Raw genomic sequence first — 17222 nt, forward strand, 5'->3', positions numbered from 1 at the left:
CGTCTACAACTTCACGGCGAGCCCAATCCCCAGGATCGACTGGAACTGCGTCCCCCAAAGCGTCCCGTTCGGTCGCCTGGCATTGTCGTCGTAGATGATGTTCAGGTTGTAGGTCGCCGTCAGCACCTTGTTGACCTTCATTGCGATCTGGTTCGTGGAATAGACGTCTATGTCCCCAAAATTCTTCAGGTAGTTGGAATACAGGTCCAGGCGTGCGGTATAGACGACATTCTTGGCGATGGACTTGTTAAAGATAGCGCTGGCAAATGCCCCAAACTGGAAAAGTACCGACTTGCCGGTATCGATCCCAAAGCTGGGCGCCAGGGTCTTGTTGGTCGACACGATCCAACGAGCGGACACCGGCGACAAAAACAGAGAAAACCAATCCTTTGGCTTGTACTGCACACCCGGGCTAAGCAGGATGTACGCCGGCGCCATAAACTGTGAAATCAACTGGTTGGAATCCTTGCCTTGCTGGTTCTTATAGTAGTTGTAGCCGTTGGTGAATTGGGAACGGAAGTCGAACATGGCGGATATAAACCACTTGCCGCTGTCGAGCTGGTAGCCGTAACGGCTCAGAAGGTCGAACAGGTCGCTGCTTTTTTGCAGGCCAAGGTCGGTCGTGTTCGTGAATCCATAATTGGCGGTCAGTGTATTGTCCCAACTGACCCGTCCCTTTTTGTAAAAGGCCCAGAAATTGTCCGCCGTGTTCAACGACATCGTAAAATCCTGGGCGCCCGCGGCCCAGTTGCTGCTGCTGGCCTGCGCAAAAGTAAGCCCCAGCAACGCACCCACGGTCCAGCCCTGTCGCAGGCTGTCGGGTTTACCGGAAAACGTCTGGCCGGAGGCCGATTGGATATCTTTAATGGAATTTTGGCCGTTTACCCCTGTGGCAAACGCGATCAGGATACTTAACCAAAGTGTACGAAAGGTCATTATGCCTATTGTTTGTTTTTTAATTCGTCCCGGATTTCCATCAGCAACTGGTCGGTGCTGGAAGGTCCTGCCGGGGCCGCAGGTGCCTCTGCCTGCTTCCTTTGTAACGCCGCGATGCCCCTTACCATCATGAAAATTATAAAGGCGAGGATCAGGAAGTTGAGACAAACAGTCACGAAATCTCCCCATGCAAATACGGGGCCTATTTTGCGCGCTTCGGCAAGCGTCAGGCTGGGATCTTTCGCCACGGCGTCCCGTACGCTCTGTTTCAGGGGCAGGTAATAGTTGCTGAAATCCTTATTCCCAATGGCAAGTCCAACCGGCGGCATGATCAGGTCATTCACCACCGAGTCCACAATCGTCTTGAACGCGGCGCCGATGATCACACCGACGGCGAGGTCGATGACATTTCCCTTTAAGGCAAACTCTTTAAAGTCTTTGATGAAGCTCATATATGATGGGGTTTGGTTTCTTATTTTTTCAAGCCCGGGTACTTCATCTTCAACCCCTTCAGGGTGTCCTTCAGCGTCTGGGCGACCACGAACTCTTTATACCAGTTCTGGTCGGAGGGAACGACGATCCAGGGAATGTCGCTACAATGGTCGAAACAATCCTCGTACGCCTTTTCGTACGCGGGCCACAGCTTTGCCTCTTTGGAATCGCTGTCGTTGTACTTCCACATCTTGGAAGGGATACTAAGCCTTTCCTCCAGTCTCTTGTGCCTTTCTTCGGGAGATGTATGCAGATAGAATTTAAGGATATGGGTGTCGCCCAACTCATGAAGCAGCCACTCGAAATCGTTGATGGCCCGCATCCGCTTTTTAGCGGTGTCGTCGTCGATCATTTGGTGGACGCGGGTCACCAGGATGTCCTCGTAATGAGAGCGGTTAAATACCTGGATCCGGCCCTTGGCTGGAGCCTGAAGATGGATCCTCCAAAGAAAGTCGTGAGAAAGCTCTACGGCAGTAGGTTCCTTGAAGGATGCAACCTGAACTCCTTCAGGATTCAACCGGCCAAATACCCGGCGTATGAGTCCGTCTTTTCCGCTGGCATCCATACCCTGTATGACGACCAATACGGCATGGCGGTTTTGTGCATAGAGGAGGTTCTGCAGTTCGTCCAATTCCTCCAGCAATGTTTCGAGCCTCTTTTTGGTGGCGTCTTTCTCTATATCATGGGGGGCCTTTGTAGAAATGGCCTCCAGCCTGATTTTCGTCATAGGTATCGCTAAGATAGACAATTCGCCGGCTTCTATACCGTCATTATTTCCTTTTCTTTGGCGGCGAGGTGCTTGTCGATCAAGGATATATACCTGTCCGTGAGGTCCTGTATGTTTTTTTCCGCGTCCTTGGCCACGTCTTCGCTCAGGCCGTCCTTCTGGAGCTTTTTGATCTGCTCTATGGCTTCCCTGCGGATGTTCCGGATGGCGACCTTCGATTGCTCCCCTTCTCCGTTGACCCTTTTGACCAGTTCACGGCGACGTTCTTCCGTCAGGGGTGGCAGGAACAAACGGATCAATACCCCGTCATTTTGGGGGTTGATCCCAATATTGGCTGCTATGATCGAGCGTTCTATCGGCTGGAGCATGTTCTTTTCCCAAGGCTGGATACCGATCGTACGGGCGTCGATCACCGTCACGTTGGCCACCTGCCCGATGGGGGTGGAGGCACCATAATAATCCACGGTGATTCCTTCCAGCATCTGGGGATTGGCCTTCCCGGCCCTGATCTTTGTCAATTCCGATTCCAGATGCCCAATCCCTTTTTGCATGGTTTCCTGGGTATCGTCCAATATCAAAGCAACGTCATCCGACATAGTACATGAATTATGGGTTGGGGGCGCCTATGGGGGCCCCAGTGCGGTGCAAAACTAAAAAAACCAAACGATTATTCCACTTATTCCTCCTCGATAGAGAAGATGGGGTGCATAGAAGGCGCCTTGACGGCTCCTGCCTTTTGCGGGAGAGGGCTTCCATTCTTGCGTTGAACGGTCTCGACCACCGCCCCATCGGCCGGGGGTACCGGGAGGGGAGTCCCTACATTCTTCATGACCACGAAAGGACGGCGGGGTTGGCGGAAAAAGGCCACCAGACCGGAAAACGAGAGGCTGGTTACCACAAGCCCCGTCAGCAACACATAATTTCCTTCGTCCCGGAGGGCAAAGGCACCTGCGATCAGCACGAGGTTGTAGATTACCAGAGTGGAAGTGACCGCCGGGTGCGAAAAACCGCAGTCCAGCAGCAGGTGATGAATATGATTCCGGTCCGGGGAGAATGGGGACCGGCGGTGCAAAAAGATCCGTATTGTAAATACCCTCAGGGTGTCGAACAAGGGAACCGCCAGGATGGCGACGCCAATCATTGGCGCCGAAGTCACGGGCACCAAGGCCTGGGGCGCATCCGCCACGCGTATGAAATGCAATACGAGGATGGCGTTGACGAGCCCGACGAGCATGGAACCCGTATCACCCATGAATATTTTGGCCGGTGTATAGTTGAACACAAGGAAAGCGCTCAGAGCGCCCACCAGGCTAAGCCCCATGATCGCATACAAAGGCTCTTTAGCAAAATAAAAATAAACCCCGAAGACCAGGGCGCTTACCACGCCCAGCGTACCCGCCAGACCATCTACTCCGTCGATAAGGTTAAACGCGTTGACGACAAGGATGAAAGCGAAATAACTAAGTATAAGGCTGACCACATAGGGCAGCTCCGTGATCCCGAATATGCCGTGAAGACTCACCAGGCGCAAGCCCGCCACGTTGATGACGATGGCCGCAGCCGCCAACTGCCCTAAGAACTTTTTGAGGGGAGTGATCACCACAACGTCGTCCTTAAGACCTACCAGAAAAAGAATAAAACCCGCAGCGGCATAATACTGAAGACCGGCGGATGCTTTGAAAGGAACAGCCAACAGGACTGCGAGAAGGAAGCCTGCAAATACCCCGAATCCACCAAGCGAAGGAATGGGCGCTTTATGAATCTTCCTGTTATCAGGCACGTCCATCAGCTTTTTGACGCTGGCGATCCTGATGATGACAGGCATGGCGACATAGGTTACGAAAAATGCTATAAGAAATCCCGTAATTAAGTTATCCATCGGGCTAGCTTTTCTGATTTAAATAGGGTATAACATTGACTAACAATGTCATATTAATTATATACAAATCCAAAACAATTGCAATATTACAGTAAAATAAGCAATAGGTAAAGATTGCCTAATTAAATAATCCTAATTAAGGGGCAGCTCGCCACGAAGTCCAGCGCTTCAGAAAGCATTTTGCGAAGTGGTCCCGGGTAAAGTAAATAGACGCATCGAGAAGGCAAAACGTTTGCTCTCTTTAAAAAAAAATTTTCTGGTACCTTTGGACCCAATCCAAAGACCATGACTGATTTAAAAGCGACCGCCACCCAGATCCGGAGAGACATCGTACGAATGGTACACGCCGCCCAAAGCGGCCACCCCGGGGGTTCCCTGGGTTGTACAGATTTCTTTACTGCATTGTATTTCAATGCGATGCAGCATAATCCGGACTTCCATATGGACGGGATCAACGAGGACATTTTTTTCCTGTCTAACGGCCATATCTCCCCTGTATTCTATTCCACCCTCGCCCGGAGCGGCTATTTCCCCCTCAAAGAACTGGAGACCTTCCGGAAGCTCAATTCCCGGCTCCAGGGCCACCCCACAACCCACGAACACCTCCCCGGCGTACGGGTCGCCTCCGGCTCCCTCGGCCAGGGCATGAGTGTCGCCATCGGCGCCGCGCTCGCAAAAAAACTGAATAAAGACAGCCACCTGGTCTTTTCCCTCCACGGGGACGGTGAACTGGATGAAGGCCAGAACTGGGAGGCCATCATGAGCGCCCCCAACCTGCACGTCGATAACCTGATCGCCACCGTTGACTGGAACGGTCAGCAGATCGACGGCCCGACCGACAAGGTCATGGCCCAGGGCGACCTGCGTCAGAAATTCGAAGTATTTGGTTGGCTTACGCTCACGGCTAACGGCAACGACATGGACGAGATCGTGGCCACCCTGGCCAAAGCCCGCGCCATGACCGGCCAGGGCAAGCCCGTAGCCATCCTGATGCACACCGTCATGGGCAAAGGTGTCGACTTCATGGAAGGCCACCACGAGTGGCACGGGATCGCCCCCAGCGACGACCAGCTGAAGAAAGCCCTGGCGCAACTCCCCGAGACCCTCGGGGATTACTAGAGCTAATAGGCATAATCTCTTACCTGGCTCTTGCCGCAGAACGGGGGCAGGCCTCACGAAGGGTGGGTGGTCAATTTTACATTCTTTTCCGTAGCGTTTTAGCACGCTCAGCTTTCAGTCGTGCCTATCGGCTACGGAAAAGAATGTAAAATTGACCACCCACCCTTCTAAACACGTCCCGGGCCTAATTGCGCCCAGCTAGGGCCGATATTAACTCCGGAGGTCGACCTTTTCGTGGCTGGCCTTGCGGGCCGGATACCAAGAGGCTAACGAGGCTACGATGAAGATGGAGCCGACGACGATGGCGATGTCGGAGGGGAGGACTTTTACGGGGTAGTAGTCGATGACGAAGGAGCCGCCTTGTAAAGGAATCAATTTATAACGCACCTGGGCCCAGCACAGGATTAGCGCGCAGCCCACACCCAGCATGGTTCCCAGGCCGGCGAGGACCATACCTTCCCCTAAGAAGATTTTGCGGATAAAGGAATCTTGCGCCCCCAGGGCTTTGAGGACCTGGATGTCCTTTTGTTTTTCCAGGACCAGCATCGTGAGCGCGCCCACCATGTTGAATGCAGCCACGGAGAGGATGAGGATGAGGACCGCGAAAATGAACCATTTTTCGATACTCATGACCCGGTAAAGACCCTGGTTTTGTTCGTACCGGGTCTGGACCACCGCCTCTTTACCCAGCAGGGTTTGCAACCGTTGCTGGACCCCCGGCAGGTTCTCGGGCTGGGAGGTTTTTAACTCCAGGGCGGAATACTCGTCAGGACCGAAACCCAGGAGGCTTTTTACCGTGCCGATATTGGTGATGACATACTTGTCGTCGAAGTCCTGCTGAATCGCAAACGTGCCCACCGGTGTAATATTCCCCTCACTGATAGCCTGTAGGGGATCCGGGCCTGCTTCTGCGCCCCGGCGTGGCAAATAGGCCGTCACCGGGTAGACAGTCCTGTCCGAAAGAACACCCAGGGCCGCTTCCACGCCCGAACCCATCACGAGGAACGGGGTGTCCACATTGCCCAAGTCGAAATGCCCGCGGATCAGGTGGTCCTTGATGCCGGTGATGTCCGAATAGGTATCGTCTACTCCTTTTAGGAATACCTGGGTGGACTGGTAGTCGGCGTTTTGCAGGATGGCCTTTTCTTCGGCAACACACGAAAACGTCGCCACCCCGGCCGTGCCCCGTATCCGCTGAAGCATCTCCGGTGTCAGCACCAGCACCTTGCCAGTGGCGGGGATGACCTTCAGGTCCGTATAAAACGAAGAATAGAGCGTCTTTACGAGGTGCTCGAATCCATTGAAAACACTGAGTATCAGCACCAAAGCCGCCGCACCAACCGCGATGGCCAGGGTGCTGATCCAGGCAATGACGTTGATCGCGTTGGTCGACTTTTTGGCTTTGAAATAACGCCAGGAGAACAGGAGGTACATCGCTACTCGTCTGTCTTGTGTTTGTCCTTGTCCTCGTTGATTTTTTTGAAGATTTCTTCCATGTGGAAGACGTGTTCGAGCGTATCGTCCAGGAAAAATTTAAGCTCCGGCATACGCCTGAGCTGGTTTTTGACCTTCGCGGTGAGCTCTTTTTTGATTTCCCAGGCCCGCTCGGTGATGAGCTTCAAGGCCAGGGCGGGCTGTTGGATCTGAAAAAAACTGAGGTAGATCCTGGCCTCCAGAAGGTCGGGCGTCACCTTGACGCCGGCTATGGACACCATGCCCCCATCCATCATGTTCAGCCCCAGGCGCTGGAAGATCGGGTTGAGTTCTTCCATCAACAACCCGGCCACCTGTTTTTGTCGCTTTCCTTCCTGCATAGTCGTACCTTTGTTGATTGTAAAAGTAACATCCTTACATGAAGAAATACACCCGGTTATTCAAGTATTTGAAAGATCTTAAGTGGAGCATTGTCCTGTATACCGGCTTAACCATCCTGTCCGTCGCTTTTTCTCTCGTCTCCCTGACGATGCTGATCCCGTTCATGAACCTTTTGTTTCACCCGGACCAGCTCGTACACACGCTTCCCCAGGGGCCGATGACCAATTCCCAGGTGCTGATCGACACGTTTAAATACTACCTCACCAAGATCATCGAATCCCACAGCATGCTATACGCCATGGCGGTCATCTGCGGGATCATCCTCCTGGCCATCGCTTTGAAGAATTTCTTTCTGTACTGTACCTACTACATCCTGGCCCCTATGCGCAACAGCCTTGTCCGGAGACTCAAGGACGAACTGTACGCCAAGATCCTGGAACTGCCCATCGGCTATTTCACGGAACAACGCAAAGGGGATGTCCTTAGCCGGATGACCAACGATACCTATGAAATCGAAACAAGCGTTTTAGGTACCATGGATGGGTTGATCAAAGATCCCATCAACATCATCTTCCTGTTGGTCGCCCTGTTTGTCCTGAGTCCCGCATTATCCCTTTTCCTGCTGGTCTTTCTACCCATCACAGGGTTTGTCATCGGGCGGATCAGCCGCTCCCTGCGCAAAACGAGCAACGCCGCGGCGATCAAAGCCGGAGAGTCTCTGTCCGTGTTGGAAGAAACCTTATCGGGTCTGCGTGTCATTAAGGCCTTCAATGTCGAAAAGCTTCTCGGGAATAAGTTTTTCACGCTAAACGACGAACTCTTTCACCTCAAAAACAGGATGCAACAACGCAGGGACCTTGCCTCCCCCCTCTCGGAAGTGATGGGTGTGGGCGTGCTTTGCGGCGTCCTGCTTTTCGGGGGATACCTCATCACCACCCATAGCGCGTTCGCCCTCGCACCTGAAGCCTTTATTGCATACCTGGCGGCCTTCAGCCAAATCATCAACCCGGCAAAGTCCATTTCGACCTCCTGGTATAATATTCAAAAGGGCAGTGCCGCCGTCGCCCGGATCGAGGAAGTGCTCAACGCCACCGTCACCGTCAAAGACCTTCCAGGGGCACAGACGCTCGACACCTTCCAGCATTCCATAGAATTCCGGGGAATTTCTTTTGCCTATGGAGACCATCAAATCCTCGAAAACATCAACCTCACGATTCCCAAAGGCAAAACCGTTGCCCTTGTCGGTTCCTCCGGAGCGGGGAAGTCCACGCTGGCGGACCTTGTCCCCCGGTTCCACGACGTCACCAACGGGGAGCTGCTGATCGACGGGGTCAACATCAAGGGATACACCCTGGAGTCCCTGCGCCGCCAGATCAGTATTGTCACCCAGGAACCCATTCTTTTTAACGATACCATCGCTGCGAATATCGCCCTTGGCGAACCCGACGCCAGCCGGGAAGCGATCATGGACGCTGCCCGCGTGGCCAATGCGGACAATTTCATCCGTCAGAAAGAAGGGGGATATGAAAGCAATATCGGGGACAGGGGTACCAAGCTCAGCGGCGGAGAGCGCCAGCGCCTCACCATCGCCAGGGCCGTTTTAAAGAACCCGCCCATTCTTATCCTGGATGAAGCGACTTCCTCCCTGGATACCGAAAGCGAGCGCCTCGTCCAGGACGCCATTTATAAACTGATGAAAGACCGGACCAGCCTGGTCATCGCCCATCGCCTTTCTACCATCCGTCACGCCGACGAAATTATTGTCCTCCAGAAAGGACGTATTGCGGAGCGGGGCACCCATGACCAACTCATTGAGGCCGGCGGCATTTACCGCCGCCTGGTGGAGATGCAAGAGGTCAAATAGCACCGAAAGGGCGTGCAGCCATAGCCGCCACGCCCTTTCGAACGATTCCAGGGGGGACCCTATTGAACGTTTTGGTTTTCAGACTTCTTCACCAGACCCATTTTTGCTTCGATGCTCAGGGTCGCATGGGGCACCGCTCTAAGCCGTGCCTTGTCGATCAGCTTACCTGTCACCCGGCAAATCCCATAGGTCTTGTTCTCGATCCGCATCAGGGCCTTCTCCAGGTGATCGATGAACTGGATCTGACGGCTGGCCATCTGGCTCAGCTGTTCCCGTTCCATACTGATCGACCCGTCTTCCATGGTCATGTAACGGTTTTCACTCTCATCCCCGCCCATTTCGTCTTTACGGGTAATGAGTCCCTGCAGGTACGTCAATTCCTTCTTCGCAGCGTCCAGCTTGCGCATGATCAGGTCTTTGAACTCTGCCAGTTCAGCATCGCTATATCTCATCGTCGGTGCGTTAAGTATGGTTTGACCCGGATCATCCAGGACAGATTTTGTAAAATCGGGTTCGTATTTGACCTGGGTGGTCACGGAAGTTTTGATGGGTTTTATTTCCACCATTTTGGTTTCCGGCCGGGGCGCAGGTCTGGCGATAGCCGTGGGTTTTGCCTCCGCGGGTTTCACACCTACCGAAGACGGTTTGATGGCCACCGGGGCCGGGGCGGGTTTTGGTGCGGCTATGGGTGCTTTGGCAGGGGCGGCCGGGGCCGGCTTAGACGGCGCGGCAGGAGCTGCCTTGGCAGCCACACCCTTTACCGGGGCTGCTTTGATCGGGGCTATGGGTGTCTTCACCGGTGCTCCCTTTACGGAGACGGGTGCCTTCCCTTTGACCGCCGGGGCGGCTTTGACAACGGCCTTCGCAGGAGCAGCTTTTGCAGGGGCGGCTTTGACGGCACCCTTGGCATTAACTGCTTTGGCGGGAGCCGGTTTAGCGACCTTGGCGGGTACTGCTTTCGAGTTTGTGGCCTTTACCGGCGATGGTTTGGCCTTGGCGGCAGGAGCTGCTTTTTTGGGCGCCACTTTCTGGGGTGCGGCCTTTTTTGCAGGTTTGGCAACGGGTTTTACCGCGGCTTTTTTAGCCGGTGCTTTTTTGGTAGGTTGTGGTGCTTTCTTTGCAGACTTGGCCGCTTTTTTAGTTGCCATGCTACGCTCCTTTTTTAGTAACGATTACTTTTAAAGAAATGTCGTTTACTTCAATTTCGATGCCATCCTGAATATCTGGCACAATTTCCAAACTATCTGCCAGAATTTCCGTACAGATATATTGGGAAAAATGGGCCACGGAGGACGCAAGTGCTTCCGAAGCAGCGACTTTAACCTCCACCCTGTCCGTCAGTTCAAAGCCACTGTCCTTTCGGATCTTTTGAATTCGATTGACCAGTTCCCTGGCGTTGCCCTCGTAGGCGAGTTCCGGTGTAACCGTGACATCCAGTGCTACGGTAAGGCTGCCTTTGGAAGCCACCGTCCAACCGGGAATGTCCTCGCTGGAGATGTCAACATCCTCCAAACCGATCTCTAAGGTCTCATTTTCAAGGATAAGGGGGATTTTCCTTTCTTTTTCCAGTCTAGCAATGTCGTCCTGGCCTAAGGCTCCTATGGCGGCCGCCGCAGGCTTCATTTTTGCGCCCAAACGGTTACCTAAAGCTTTAAAGTTAGGTTTTATTTTTTTCTTAATAAAACCTTCTGTATCAGTTAAGAATTGGATTTCTTTAACATTGACCTCCGAACGGATCAAATCCCCCACTTTTTCGACCTGGGACCGCATCCCGGGGTCGAGGATAGGGATCAGGATCCGTTGCAGGGGTTGACGTACCTTGATATTGACCTTCTTACGCAAAGATAACACCAGGGAGGATATATCCTGTGCCAGTTGCATGCGTTCCTCCAGGGAAGTATCCTGGTATATGGGCTGCGGAACCGGGAAATCCGCATGGTGTATCGAATCCTTTGATATCCTGTTTGTTACAGAATTAAGGTTCCCGAACAAAGCCTCGCTGAAAAACGGCGCGATCGGCGCCATCAGCAGGATGACCGTTTCCAGGCACTCATATAATGTCTGATAGGCACAGATCTTGTCGTGTTCGTACTCCCCTTTCCAGAACCTTCGACGGCAAAGACGGACATACCAGTTGCTCAATTGCTCATCCACGAAGTCTTCGATGGCCCTGCCCGCCTGGGTAGGTTCGAATTCCTTCATATACCGGTCCACCGTTCCCACCAGCGTTTGGAGAGCCGATATAATCCAGCGGTCAATTTCCGGCCTTTCGGAAGGCGGGATATAGGCTTCTTTGAAGGCAAACCCGTCTACATTGGCATAAAGGGCGAAAAACTGATACGTATTATATAAGGTCCCGAAGAACTTACGCTGCACCTCCCGGATCCCTTCGACATCAAATTTGAGACTTTCCCAGGGCGAAGCATTGGTGATCAGGTACCAACGCGTGGCATCCGCCCCGAAACGGTGGATCGTATCAAAGGGATCCACGACGTTCCCCACGCGTTTACTCATCTTATTGCCGTCTTTGTCCAAGACCAGCCCGTTGGATACCACGGCTTTATAGGCCAATCCCTGGACCTTAGTCCCCAATTCTTCTTCCACCGATTCCTTGATCAGCGCCGCAATCGCGTGCAGGGTATAAAACCACCCCCGGGTCTGGTCCACGCCTTCGGCAATAAAATCCGCGGGATAATTCCTTGTAAAAACGTCCTTGTTTTCAAATGGGAAATGCCATTGGGCATAGGGCATCGCCCCGGAGTCAAACCATACGTCCACCAGGTCGTGCACCCGCTTCATGGGTTTACCCTTCGGCGATAACAAAATCAGTTCGTCCACCGTGGGTTTGTGGAGGTCCACATCCCCCAGGTCCTTCCGGTCCCCATTGTACCCGGCTTCTACGGCCAGTTGATAGGCCGCTTTTAACTCCGCCACACTGCCGATGCACACCTCCTCTCCGGTCCCCACCTCTGCGTCCCAATCCTCGGTCCGCCAGACCGGCAAGGGCGTACCCCAAAACCGGTCCCGGCTAAGATTCCAGTCCACCATATTCTCCAGCCAGTTCCCAAACCGGCCTTCCCCCGTTGACTTAGGCTTCCATTGGATGGTTTTGTTGAGTTCCACCATCCGGTCCTTTAACGCGGTCGTCTTGATAAACCAGGCGTCCAGCGGATAATACAGGATCGGTTTGTCGGTACGCCAGCAATGCGGGTAACTGTGTTCGTACTTCTCAATTTTAAACGCCCTGTTTTCTTTTTTCAGCTTGACACAGATATCGACATTGACGTCCGCGTATTGCGGATCGTCTTTATAGTTTTTTACATAGCGGTGGCTAAACTCACCAAGCCCGTCCACGAACTTGCCTTCTTTGTCCACCAGCGTGAGGATCCCAATGCCGTATTTTTTCCCTACCCTATAGTCATCCGCGCCAAAGGCCGGTGCCGTGTGCACGATCCCCGTACCATCTTCCGTCGTTACGAAGTCGCCCAACAAAACCCGGAAGGGCCCCGAAAGGGGCGGACCGTAGGTCGCTCCCGATTTTTCCGGTGTGTTTGCAGGGTAAGGCAGCAATTGCTCGTACCGGAGGTTTTCCAGCTGGCTCCCCTTAAATTCCCCGATGATGCTCCAGGGCAACAGTTTTGATTCAGGCAGATAGGCGGAAAAGTCGGCATTTTCTCCTTCCGGTTTGAAATATTTCCCGATCAACGCCTTCGCCAATACCACATTCACCGGCTGGTGCGTGTACGGGTTGAAGGTCTTGACCAGCGCATAGTCGATCTTGGCCCCTACCGTCAAACCCAAGTTGGAAGGCAGCGTCCAGGGCGTCGTCGTCCACGCCATGAAAAAAACCTCCTTGTCTCCCCAAAGCGCACGCGCGGCTTCCCCGGGTGCCGCCTTGAACATCGCCACACAGCTCGTGTCCTTGACGTCCTTGTAAGTACCGGGCTGGTTCAGCTCATGAGAGCTCAGCCCCGTGCCTGCCGCGGGCGAATACGGCTGTATGCTCACGCTCTCATAAAGAAGCCCCTTTTTGTACAACTCCTTCAGGATCCACCAAAGGCTTTCAATATAATTGTTTTCGAACGTGATATACGGATGATCCAGGTCCACCCAATACCCCATTTTCGTCGTCAGCTCGTCCCACTTGTCTTTATACTTCAACACTTCCCGGCGGCAAACGGCATTGTATTCGGCGATGGATATTTTCTTGCCGATGTCGTCCTTCGTGATCCCCAGCATTTTTTCCACACCCAGTTCCACCGGCAGGCCATGGGTGTCCCAACCGGCCTTACGTTTGACCTGGTGCCCTTTCATCGTCTGAAAACGGCAAACGAGGTCCTTTAGGGTACGCGAAATAACGTGGTGAATGCCGGGCATACCATTGGCACTGGGGGGGCCTTCGTAAAAAACAAACGCCCCGGCCCCTTCCCTAAGGTCAACGCTCTGCTGAAACGTGCGCTCCGCGGCCCATTTATCCAGCACTTCCTTTTCGATCGAAGGCAAATTCAACTGCTGGTATTCCCTATACTTGGCACTCATAAATTTTATAGGCAAAAAAAGATGGGCAAAGGTACAAAAAGTCCCGATCCCATTAATGTTTTATCATATACATTAAAACAAACCGCTATGTATCTTGGCACAGTTTTGGACTCCGAGGGACAGGACACGAATTTTCAACCTTAAAATGGTAAACATTATGAAAAACATTCCTATGGTAATAGCCGTTGCCCTGTTCGGAACCACCGCAGCCACGGCTCAAACAACGCATCACCACCATGCCGCAAAAACCGAAACGGTAAAGGCCGTCACCCCTCCGGACGCTGTCCTAACCGCCTTCCAGGGCAAGTTTAGCGGTGACACGGCGACCTGGGCCGTCACCCCATCAGGGAACTACGCTGCCACATTCATGAGCAGCGGTGAAAAAGAATGTGCTGAGTTTTCGGCTGATGGCCAGTGGCTTCGCAACCGCACCGACATGACCCTCGACCAGTTGCCCGATCCCGCAAAAACCGCCCTCCAAAGCAAGTATCCCGGCATGGAAATTGCCTCTATCCAGAAGTTGGAGTACAACAACGTAAACCCCTTCTACAAAGTCAACCTCAAACAAGGCGACCAGTCGAAGGACGTCATGGTCAATGACGCGGGCTACGTTCAAGAGTAGGAGCGCCGTCGGGCCTCGCAAACACACATCGGCACCGTTAATCCAAGTTATACCTTAACCTATGCGCTGAAAAAAAACCGCTCTCTTCCGGGGGCGGTTTTTTTCGTCCCCTCACCGAATATCGGATCGTCCGGCGTGCCGGAAGGAGGGTATGTCTTTTTATCCCTTTTCCGTAGGACTTAGGCCTGCATTGCCTGTTTTAATCCTACGGAAAAGGGATAAAAAAACATACCCTCCTTCCTTAAGCGCGGTCAGTCCGATAACCGTGGGTACCGAGGCACTATAGAAGCTAGAAATACGTCGACAACCCAACGCTAAACCCGGCGGTCGTCCCGATGGTCGCCCCGATCGTCGAACCGGTGATGTCGCGGGCAACCTGGTGGCGGTAGTTGAAACGGAGGACGGTTTGGGCGGTGGGGCGGAAGCTCAGGGCGGGCATGATGCTCCAGAGGTCATTGTACATCCGCGTGCCGGTGGCGGCGAAACGGCCGACGTTCCAGTCGACGTATTCGCCGCGGACGGCCAGGTTGATGGAGGCGTCCTTCCAGTCCAGGATCCTGCCGCGGAAAATGGGCTGGACCACGTCGATAAAACCACCGAACTGTTTGTTGCTGTACTCCGGGGTGTAATCGGGGGGTAGCTGGACAAACACCCAAGCCCATTCGGTGATGATGTTCGTATGAAGACGGGGGAGGGTTGTATTGAAGTCGGCGTCGAAGACATGCACGTGTCTTTTGTCGTCGACCGGCGCCCCTTCGATGCGCCAGGTGTTGTAGACGTCGCTCATAAAGGAAAGGCCCAACTCACCGATCTTGTCGTGTCTGAGCGATATTTTACCGGTGTACATGGGCTCACCGCTGGCGCTGGTGGTGAACCTCGACGCGTTTGACTTGGCGGCCGGAAGGTAGGTTTTGCCTTGCGCGTTGTCGATGATCGAATCGTTGAAGCCACCCGTCAGGTAAAATTCATACCCATACATCCAGTGGTTCTTGTATTGACGGCCATACAGGCCAAAACCGGTATTATTCCAGGTGGCGGGCAACATCTGGGACATGGCGATGGGCCTGTCCGTAAACTCCCATTTGGGTCCGTCGTGGTTCTGGTTAAAAGCGCCGATGGGGTTGACGATCATCCCGCCCCGGAGGTTTAGCAGGGGATGGAATTCGATGTCCAGGGCCGCGTATTCCACTTCGAATTCACCGCCGGAACTCTGGTCCGCGTCCCCCTGGGGATCGTTTTCATATTCGATTTCCGACAGGAATTTGATGTGTTTGGAGATGGTCGAGGCGACAAAAAGGCTAAACCGCCTGAACTGGAACTGGTTGCCGACCGTAATACCAGACGTCGACATATACTGCCAGTTGGATTCGAAATAACCCCCGATGGACACCGGGGATTTACCCAACTGAAGGAACGGACGGTTGTAGATCGCGTCCATGTTCAACAGGTGCCTTACCGTGTCCGAAGGTGCGGGTGTTTTCAAAAGGCTGCTGTCGATTTGTGCATCCGCCTGATGGATAACGGCCAACAGGGCGATCAATACGTATTTTCTCATTGTAACGAAATGTGAAGTTGATTGTGTTGAAGGCTGACCGGGAAGGTCCTCAGGTTGGTGTCCGCGGGACCATTTTGTACGATGCCTTTATTGTTGAATTCACTCCCGTGCGCCGGGCATTGCAGACGGTCGCCAAACACCTGGAGTTCCGCGCCCTGGTGGGTGCAGCGCATCAGCAGCGCCACGTACTGGTCATCGCTGAACCGGTAGACGCAGACAGGATATTTTAACCGTTCGTGGGATACCACCAGGTATTTCTTACCCGGCTGGAAAGAAGATACCGGTATCACCAGGTCCGAACGGTCGATGGTACCGTTGACCTCTTTGCCCGCGGAGCAACCCTCCAAAAAGGCCGCCAGCAAGGCACCGCCCATACAGGCCATGCCACAGGTTTTTAAAAACTCTTTTCTTTCCATGACCTTACAGGGATTTCAGGAACGTCAGGAGGGCATTTTTATCGGAAGCGGACAGGCTGCTAAACCGGCCGGCGCTGACAGCGGCTTCCCCGCCGTGCAACTGGATGGCCGCTTCGATACTATGCGCGCGACCGTCGTGCATCAGGTAGGTATATCCACCCTGGACATTGGGTGCCAGTCCCAAACCCCACAGCGGTGTTGTCCGCCATTCGGAGGTTTTGGCACTGCCCTCGGTATATCCATCGTCGTCCCCCGCACCCATGTCGTGGACAAGCAGGTCGGTGAACGGGTTGAACGTTTGATTGGAAAGACCGTCTATCGGGGAGTAGCCCGTAGTAAGGGTTTGCTTGTGACAGGCGGCACAACCGATCTGGAGGAAAAGCTGGCTGCCCGCCACCACCGTCGGGTCATTGGGGTTCCGCTGGACCGGCGTTTGCAAACACTGGCAATAAAACACTACCGAATTGAGCGTGGCATTGTCTACTTCGGGTGTAGCGTTGGGAGAAGTGGGCGTCGGGTCGAGGTAATTGCTCGGGTTGTTGGGCAGGTACGTCGAGGTGATACCCATGTCATGGTTATATGCCGTCGCCACCTGCTGCAACAAATTGTAAATGGCCCCTTTTCTTCCGAAGCGGCAGATGTATTTGCCGTCCGCCCTCGGGATCGCCCCTGTTAGCGGGGTGGCATACGCCGGAAGGGTACCGTAGTTGGGATGCCCCCGCACACCATCGGGGTTGTTCGCGTTTGCCGCGACCATATCCAGGATCTCTGAATCCGGTACCGCTTCCAGAAACCCGACACCCGCCGTGATGGGTGCTATCAGACGGGTGCTCGTGGCCCCGGCGGGCAATTGTTCAGGGGTATAACCCGGCAGGCAAAAAGTGCCCAGTTGGGGCGCGCCCTCGGCTAAAAATGTATTGCCCGTGGTATCCGATTGTCCAAAGCGGGTGAGGATCGTAAAAGGATGGCCCCGGTTATCGCTGGAGTGACAACTACCGCAACCTGTCGCGACGAAATAAGGACCAAGCCCCGTCGCCGCGGTCCGGTTGGAAAAAAACTGATCGTTCCCCTGGGAGAACAGGATCGTTTGAGCATTCGAAAGGCTGATCGGTCCGCACAAACCCTGGGAGGGATCGATCATGGAGGGCAGTAGTTTGGAACAAGCCGTCACCGCCAGGATCGCGAGGGAGATAGAAGCGGTCGCTATAAAAGTTTTCTTTTTCATTGGGCCGTAAAATTAGCCCCGCTCTTCCCGGAG

16 protein-coding genes are annotated in these 17222 nt (G+C 53.8%); 4 read left to right on the forward strand and 12 right to left on the reverse strand.

Features of this window, described 5'->3' with window-relative positions; translation table 11 throughout:
- Positions 1 to 3: 3 nt before the first annotated feature.
- From EDB95_RS02035 to EDB95_RS02055, 5 genes are all read right to left on the reverse strand, one after another.
- Positions 4 to 936, reverse strand: coding sequence for a DUF3078 domain-containing protein (locus EDB95_RS02035; RefSeq protein WP_133990073.1), 933 nt, complete (start codon positions 934 to 936; stop codon positions 4 to 6).
- A gap of 5 nt (positions 937 to 941) precedes the next feature.
- Positions 942 to 1388, reverse strand: coding sequence for a large conductance mechanosensitive channel protein MscL (gene mscL / locus EDB95_RS02040; protein ID WP_133990075.1), 447 nt, complete (start codon positions 1386 to 1388; stop codon positions 942 to 944).
- Between the two features lie 20 nt (positions 1389 to 1408).
- On the reverse strand, positions 1409 to 2155 hold the full coding sequence (locus EDB95_RS02045; protein WP_133990077.1) for a PPK2 family polyphosphate kinase: 747 nt from the start codon (positions 2153 to 2155) through the stop codon (positions 1409 to 1411).
- Between the two features lie 32 nt (positions 2156 to 2187).
- Positions 2188 to 2751: a ribosome recycling factor gene (gene frr, locus EDB95_RS02050; protein ID WP_133990079.1), complete on the reverse strand. Its 564-nt coding sequence runs from the start codon at positions 2749 to 2751 to the stop codon at positions 2188 to 2190.
- Between the two features lie 80 nt (positions 2752 to 2831).
- Entirely contained in the window at positions 2832 to 3980 is a 1149-nt protein-coding gene (locus tag EDB95_RS02055; protein WP_162852453.1) for an MraY family glycosyltransferase, read from the reverse strand.
- Positions 3981 to 4319: 339 nt separating this feature from the next.
- On the opposite strand from EDB95_RS02055, the gene EDB95_RS02060 reads away from it, so the two are divergent.
- A complete protein-coding gene (locus EDB95_RS02060) occupies positions 4320 to 5153 on the forward strand; it encodes a transketolase (RefSeq protein ID WP_133990083.1) in 834 nt (277 codons plus the stop codon).
- Between the two features lie 210 nt (positions 5154 to 5363).
- On the opposite strand, the gene EDB95_RS02065 is transcribed toward EDB95_RS02060, so the two are convergent.
- Entirely contained in the window at positions 5364 to 6587 is a 1224-nt protein-coding gene (locus tag EDB95_RS02065; RefSeq protein ID WP_133990085.1) for an FtsX-like permease family protein, read from the reverse strand.
- Between the two features lie 2 nt (positions 6588 to 6589).
- On the reverse strand, positions 6590 to 6967 hold the full coding sequence (locus EDB95_RS02070) for a ribosome-binding factor A (protein ID WP_133990087.1): 378 nt from the start codon (positions 6965 to 6967) through the stop codon (positions 6590 to 6592).
- A gap of 38 nt (positions 6968 to 7005) precedes the next feature.
- On the opposite strand from EDB95_RS02070, the gene EDB95_RS02075 reads away from it, so the two are divergent.
- Entirely contained in the window at positions 7006 to 8832 is a 1827-nt protein-coding gene (locus EDB95_RS02075; RefSeq protein WP_133990089.1) for an ABC transporter ATP-binding protein, read from the forward strand.
- Between the two features lie 59 nt (positions 8833 to 8891).
- Here EDB95_RS02075 and EDB95_RS02080 read toward each other — a convergent pair whose 3' ends face one another.
- Positions 8892 to 9629, reverse strand: coding sequence for a TraR/DksA family transcriptional regulator (locus EDB95_RS02080; protein ID WP_246073445.1), 738 nt, complete (start codon positions 9627 to 9629; stop codon positions 8892 to 8894).
- On the opposite strand from EDB95_RS02080, the gene EDB95_RS27640 reads away from it, so the two are divergent.
- The gene (locus EDB95_RS27640) at positions 9616 to 10014 is read left to right on the forward strand and encodes a hypothetical protein (protein ID WP_246073446.1); all 399 of its coding nucleotides are present in this window, start codon (positions 9616 to 9618) and stop codon (positions 10012 to 10014) included. The two genes, EDB95_RS02080 and EDB95_RS27640, sit on opposite strands and share 14 nt — an antisense overlap.
- Here the strand turns inward: EDB95_RS27640 and ileS are convergent.
- Positions 9982 to 13371 carry an isoleucine--tRNA ligase gene (gene ileS / locus EDB95_RS02085; RefSeq protein ID WP_133990093.1) on the reverse strand — a complete coding sequence of 1130 codons (3390 nt, stop codon included), beginning with the start codon at positions 13369 to 13371 and terminating at the stop codon, positions 9982 to 9984. The genes EDB95_RS27640 and ileS overlap by 33 nt on opposite strands.
- Positions 13372 to 13528: 157 nt before the next feature.
- Between ileS and EDB95_RS02090 the strand changes: the two genes are divergently transcribed.
- Positions 13529 to 13993, forward strand: coding sequence for a PepSY-like domain-containing protein (locus EDB95_RS02090; RefSeq protein WP_162852454.1), 465 nt, complete (start codon positions 13529 to 13531; stop codon positions 13991 to 13993).
- A 289-nt stretch (positions 13994 to 14282) separates the two neighbouring features.
- On the opposite strand, the gene EDB95_RS02095 is transcribed toward EDB95_RS02090, so the two are convergent.
- From EDB95_RS02095 to EDB95_RS02105, 3 genes are read right to left on the reverse strand one after another with little or no spacing between them, the layout of a single operon-like run.
- The gene (locus EDB95_RS02095) at positions 14283 to 15548 is read right to left on the reverse strand and encodes a hypothetical protein (RefSeq protein WP_133990097.1); all 1266 of its coding nucleotides are present in this window, start codon (positions 15546 to 15548) and stop codon (positions 14283 to 14285) included.
- Positions 15545 to 15964 carry a QcrA and Rieske domain-containing protein gene (locus EDB95_RS02100; protein WP_133990099.1) on the reverse strand — a complete coding sequence of 140 codons (420 nt, stop codon included), beginning with the start codon at positions 15962 to 15964 and terminating at the stop codon, positions 15545 to 15547. The genes EDB95_RS02095 and EDB95_RS02100 overlap by 4 nt, the downstream gene beginning before the upstream one ends.
- 4 nt (positions 15965 to 15968) lie before the next feature.
- Entirely contained in the window at positions 15969 to 17189 is a 1221-nt protein-coding gene (locus EDB95_RS02105; protein ID WP_133990101.1) for a di-heme oxidoredictase family protein, read from the reverse strand.
- Positions 17190 to 17222 lie beyond the last annotated feature (33 nt).

Origin of the sequence: Dinghuibacter silviterrae (genome assembly GCF_004366355.1) — a bacterium.
GTDB classification, from domain to species: domain Bacteria; phylum Bacteroidota; class Bacteroidia; order Chitinophagales; family Chitinophagaceae; genus Dinghuibacter; species Dinghuibacter silviterrae.

Coding starts and splice junctions, on each gene's coding strand:
- EDB95_RS02095 (WP_133990097.1), bottom strand. CDS start 15,548: ATGAGAAAATACGTATTGATCGCCCTGTTGGCCGTTATCCATCAGGCG.
- EDB95_RS02105 (WP_133990101.1), bottom strand. CDS start 17,189: ATGAAAAAGAAAACTTTTATAGCGACCGCTTCTATCTCCCTCGCGATC.
- mscL (WP_133990075.1), bottom strand. CDS start 1,388: ATGAGCTTCATCAAAGACTTTAAAGAGTTTGCCTTAAAGGGAAATGTC.
- ileS (WP_133990093.1), bottom strand. CDS start 13,371: ATGAGTGCCAAGTATAGGGAATACCAGCAGTTGAATTTGCCTTCGATC.
- frr (WP_133990079.1), bottom strand. CDS start 2,751: ATGTCGGATGACGTTGCTTTGATATTGGACGATACCCAGGAAACCATG.
- EDB95_RS02035 (WP_133990073.1), bottom strand. CDS start 936: ATGACCTTTCGTACACTTTGGTTAAGTATCCTGATCGCGTTTGCCACA.
- EDB95_RS02100 (WP_133990099.1), bottom strand. CDS start 15,964: ATGGAAAGAAAAGAGTTTTTAAAAACCTGTGGCATGGCCTGTATGGGC.
- EDB95_RS02045 (WP_133990077.1), bottom strand. CDS start 2,155: ATGACGAAAATCAGGCTGGAGGCCATTTCTACAAAGGCCCCCCATGAT.
- EDB95_RS02055 (WP_162852453.1), bottom strand. CDS start 3,980: ATGCCTGTCATCATCAGGATCGCCAGCGTCAAAAAGCTGATGGACGTG.
- EDB95_RS02065 (WP_133990085.1), bottom strand. CDS start 6,587: ATGTACCTCCTGTTCTCCTGGCGTTATTTCAAAGCCAAAAAGTCGACC.
- EDB95_RS02090 (WP_162852454.1), top strand. CDS start 13,529: ATGAAAAACATTCCTATGGTAATAGCCGTTGCCCTGTTCGGAACCACC.
- EDB95_RS02070 (WP_133990087.1), bottom strand. CDS start 6,967: ATGCAGGAAGGAAAGCGACAAAAACAGGTGGCCGGGTTGTTGATGGAA.
- EDB95_RS02075 (WP_133990089.1), top strand. CDS start 7,006: ATGAAGAAATACACCCGGTTATTCAAGTATTTGAAAGATCTTAAGTGG.
- EDB95_RS02060 (WP_133990083.1), top strand. CDS start 4,320: ATGACTGATTTAAAAGCGACCGCCACCCAGATCCGGAGAGACATCGTA.
- EDB95_RS27640 (WP_246073446.1), top strand. CDS start 9,616: ATGGGTGTCTTCACCGGTGCTCCCTTTACGGAGACGGGTGCCTTCCCT.